Origin of the sequence: Pseudomonas sp. IT-P258, assembly GCF_949767825.1 — a bacterium.
GTDB classification, from domain to species: Bacteria; Pseudomonadota; Gammaproteobacteria; order Pseudomonadales; family Pseudomonadaceae; genus Aquipseudomonas; species Aquipseudomonas monachiensis.
On the sequence record NZ_CATKPU010000052.1, the window covers coordinates 1 to 800 of the forward strand.

General features: G+C 62.0%; 1 pseudogene. It reads left to right on the forward strand.

The window, feature by feature from the left end:
* Positions 1–798: pseudogene (locus ACM6G4_RS18680) on the forward strand (ornithine decarboxylase); the annotation flags it as partial.
* Positions 799–800 lie beyond the last annotated feature (2 nt).

The window sequence follows — 800 nt, forward strand, 5'->3', positions numbered from 1 at the left end:
TGGGAAGACTATCCGACGGAAGAAATCGCCAACGACATCCGCTTCTTCGAGTTCCACCCCAAGGACCGCTGGCACGCCTTTGCCGGCTACGCCGAGAAGCAGTACTTCATCGACCCGTGCAAGTTGCTGTTCACCACGCCGGGCATCGACCCGGTGGACGGCAGCTACACCGACTTCGGCATACACGCCGGCATCCTGGCCAACTTCCTGCGCGAGAACGGCATCGTTCCGGAAAAATGCGACCTCAACTCGATCCTGTTCCTGCTCACGCCGGCCGAAGACTGGGCGAAGATGACCCACCTGGCCGCGCAAATCGCCCGCTTCGAACGCTTCATCAGCGATGACGCGCCGATGAGCCGGGTGCTGCCGGCCATCTACGCGCAGCACCAGGAGCGCTATCGCAACTACACCATCCGCCAGCTCTGCCAGGAAATGCACGACCTGTACCGCCATCACAACGTGCAGCAACTGCAGAAGGACATGTTCCGCAAGGAGCACTTCCCGAAAAAGGCCATGAACCCGCAGCAAGCGCAAATCGAGTACATCCGCGGCAACGTCGAACTGGTGGCGCTGGCGGAGGCCGACGGGCGCATTGCCGCCGAGGGCGCGTTGCCTTATCCGCCGGGTGTCCTGTGCGTGGTGCCGGGAGAGATCTGGGGTGGCGCGGTATTGAAGTACTTCCTGGCCCTGGAAGAGGGCATCAACCGCTTGCCCGGTTTCACGCCGGAGTTGCAAGGGGTGTACCTGAAGCAGGAAGGCGGTCGTACCCGGGCGTATGGGTATGTGATCAAGGCCTGATG